The organism is Aquamicrobium ahrensii (assembly GCF_040545755.1).
Classification (GTDB): domain Bacteria; phylum Pseudomonadota; class Alphaproteobacteria; order Rhizobiales; family Rhizobiaceae; genus Mesorhizobium; species Mesorhizobium ahrensii.
The window spans coordinates 1-2,935 of sequence record NZ_JBEPMN010000030.1 but is presented as its reverse complement, the minus strand read 5'-3'; the positions used below and the strand labels follow the sequence as shown (position 1 = coordinate 2,935).

Sequence of the window (2,935 nt, the reverse complement as noted above, 5' to 3'; positions counted from 1 at the left end):
ACGGCACAAATGACGGAGCAATTGGCGGCGTAGAAACCAACCCGATCCACCTTAGCCAAGCCGCCAAGCTGTCTCACCAGACGGGTCCACCTCAGCCTGCTCAACGACAAGTTCATCGAACACCTCCACGCTCGCCGGCAGGAAGCGCCCCTTCACTGCGGTAAGGTTGCTTTCGCACTCTTCGGCAAGCCAGCAGAGAATCCGCGCTGCCCTTTCGAGCGACATCAATTGGCCGTCGATGTCGATGAAGTCGGAAGGCGTCTGGTAATGAAACGTTAAGCAGGCGGCGGCTCATCGTTGCGTCACGAAATCGGTATGTGGTACTGATAACCTAACATAATCGGTACAGGGTTACGATGAACGCTGTTCAAAGCAAAATGGCCCGCGCAGCGCTGGGGTGGGGCGTAAGAGATTTGGCGCAGGCCGCTGCCGTTTCAGTCGATACGGTTTCGCGACTAGAGCGAGGTGAAGAACTTATGCCGCGCACGGTGCAGGCCATTCGCACCGCACTCGAAGCCGCCGGCGTCGAGTTCATCAACGACGAGCGGGGCGATGGGGTGGTGAGCCTTCGGAAGGAAAGATGATGACCGGATTGACTCAAGATCAACTCGAAGAAAAATTGGCGCAGGCTTATCAGATCATCGGCACCCTATTAGGTGACAAATTTGAAACCGCTGAAGGCCAACGTGTATTGGACTATTTCAGCCGCGATGAGTTTGACGAGAGTTTTCTACCTTGGCCACGATCCTGAACGGCTGGCGGAAAACTTTGCTATGAGCAAAGCGCACACAGTATGGGTGTCTTGGCTCGATGGCGCTGCGGAAGCTAGCCACGCCGTTGAGCACAGCCTCGACGCCTTTGGGGCATCGTGCCATCCGTTGGCGATCGAATTGTCTCCGAATGGCCGGATGGTCACGATGCCTTTGAGGTTGTCGAGCGATATCTCGTACAGGGAATGGATGAGCATGTTCGCTGGCACATTTTTTTGATGCCCATAGACCTGCCGCCCCGCAGGGATTACGCGCTTCACCTCAGTGATGAGGGCAAACAACTACAAGAGCGGATTGTGGGACAGCGCCGCAAGACTCTGCTTGAAAAGACGATGGCCGAACATAGGGCAATCGCCAAAGGTAGAAACTAGCTGCCTTAGCCGCTTGACGCCGCCAACCGCGTCGTGCCGGACGCGGGAGGGCTTCCCTGTGACAGCAAGATACTTGTACGACTACCAGACACATCAACCTGCCTTTTATCAGGAAGGCGAATATCTGTACTCAATCAGCGGGCAGCCAGAGCACTGGCTCGAGAGAGAATATGCCTATTCCTACAGCGGGCGAGTAGCGTCTTTTTGGATAGTTGGTCGCTGTACGTGCTTATGTACGCACGCGGTTTGGTCGATTGGAACACGTCTGTGCGCACTGGCGTTCGTGGCCTAACCAATTGCCCTCAGATTTCCAGGTAAAGGATCACAACCCTCACCCGACCCGTTATCTCAGACTACAACGATCATGCACCCACATATGCCAGGCGTGATTGATTTATAATTTTTGCGGCCTTGCATTACCTGCAATTATTCTTTAGTAAACGTTCATCGAACTTGCTGTAGAACTTTGTTTTCGCGCTTCGGCGCTCTCACGATCTTCCCCTTCAAATTCGTATTTTACGGCGTTTGCCATTGGGGCAAACGGCGATCTTCTATGTCGATTTGAAAGGAAATCGCTATGAACAATGGAACAGTTAAGTGGTTCAATTCCACCAAGGGCTTTGGCTTCATCCAGCCTGACAATGGCGATGCCGACGCATTCGTCCACATCTCTGCAGTCGAACGCGCAGGAATGCGTGAACTGGTTGAAGGGCAGAAGGTATCCTTCGAACTGGAACGCGACAAAAAGTCGGGCAAAATGTCGGCCACCAACCTTCAAGCCGCTTAAAAAAATTGCGTTTCAGGTCTTTGACCACGGATGTACTGGCATTGGCCTTTGAGGCGCTTAGAAGAAGGTCGGGATTTCCCGGCCTTTTTCGTATTCAAGGAGACTGATTGTGAACCAATCTTTGATCAATGCCGTGTTTCAGCCGAAGCCTAACAAGCAAGAATCCAAGGCCGACGAAATCACCAAAAATGTTCGGGCAATAATGAATGTGGAGGCTGCAAAGCGGGACACCAAGACTGAGCGTCTGAGAGCTTCCCGCTTGGCGCGAGACGCTCAGATGCCTGTCGCTCCCATGAAGAAGATGAGGGCGACGGTACGCAGGGTAAAATAGTCTGACAAACTTGGGACGGTATCCGGAGCATGCGTAATGCTCCGGATGCCCGAGAACCAACTAAGCCCACCGTGGCCATCTCCACGCCTTCCGGCCTGATCTTCTCGCCGATCTCGTCGGGCCATTCTCACCCACAGCGCCGGCCACATCAGCCGGCGCTGGGTTGTGCAGGGCTAAGCCGCGCTCTTCGCCGTATCTTCCGGCCAGCGCTTCAGTAGACCCGCAACACCAGAACGTCTTGCTTCGTTTCGTTCCGGTCCTGCGAGAAGATGAAGAGTAAAGAGGCGCCCATGCGCGCCGGTGAAGCCGGCGGCAAGATTGAGCAGACACGGCGAAGCGATTGCCATGCCTGCCCCCGCTGCCTGGAGCATTTCCAGCAAAAGTGTGAAGCGGTTTTGCGTCCGGAAATGCGGCCAAAACAATGAGATAGAGCGGTTCTGCCGATTCGGTGAAAACCAGAACCGCTCTAATGCCTGTTTTGTCTGTTTTGGATGAGTTCGTCGACGACGGTCGGGTCTGCGAGGGTTGATGTGTCGCCGAGGGCTGCGAAGTCGTCCTCGGCGATCTTGCGCAGGATGCGACGCATGATCTTGCCCGAGCGCGTCTTGGGCAGGCCCGGCGTGAACTGGATCTTGTCGGGCGAGGCGATCGGCCCGATCTCCTTGCGCACATGGGC

5 protein-coding genes are annotated in these 2,935 nt (G+C 54.9%); 3 read left to right on the top strand and 2 right to left on the bottom strand.

Annotation, left to right across the window (positions count from 1 at the left end; genetic code table 11):
• Positions 1 to 51 precede the first annotated feature (51 nt).
• On the bottom strand, positions 52 to 225 hold the full coding sequence (locus ABID44_RS18585) for a hypothetical protein (protein WP_354153163.1): 174 nt from the start codon (positions 223 to 225) through the stop codon (positions 52 to 54).
• Positions 226 to 356: 131 nt separating this feature from the next.
• Between ABID44_RS18585 and ABID44_RS18580 the strand changes: the two genes are divergently transcribed.
• The 3 genes from ABID44_RS18580 to ABID44_RS18570 all read left to right on the top strand — a co-directional run bounded on the left by ABID44_RS18580 (position 357) and on the right by ABID44_RS18570 (position 1,928).
• Positions 357 to 584 carry a helix-turn-helix domain-containing protein gene (locus tag ABID44_RS18580; RefSeq protein WP_354153162.1) on the top strand — a complete coding sequence of 76 codons (228 nt, stop codon included), beginning with the start codon at positions 357 to 359 and terminating at the stop codon, positions 582 to 584.
• On the top strand, positions 584 to 751 hold the full coding sequence (locus tag ABID44_RS18575) for a hypothetical protein (protein ID WP_354153161.1): 168 nt from the start codon (positions 584 to 586) through the stop codon (positions 749 to 751). The genes ABID44_RS18580 and ABID44_RS18575 overlap by 1 nt, the downstream gene beginning before the upstream one ends.
• A 967-nt stretch (positions 752 to 1,718) precedes the next feature.
• Positions 1,719 to 1,928, top strand: a complete 210-nt coding sequence (locus ABID44_RS18570; RefSeq protein WP_280198191.1) for a cold-shock protein — start codon at positions 1,719 to 1,721, stop codon at positions 1,926 to 1,928.
• A gap of 797 nt (positions 1,929 to 2,725) precedes the next feature.
• On the opposite strand, the gene ABID44_RS18565 is transcribed toward ABID44_RS18570, so the two are convergent.
• Positions 2,726 to 2,935: AMP-binding enzyme (locus tag ABID44_RS18565; RefSeq protein ID WP_435521465.1), on the bottom strand; the 210-nt coding region annotated here is incomplete at its 5' end.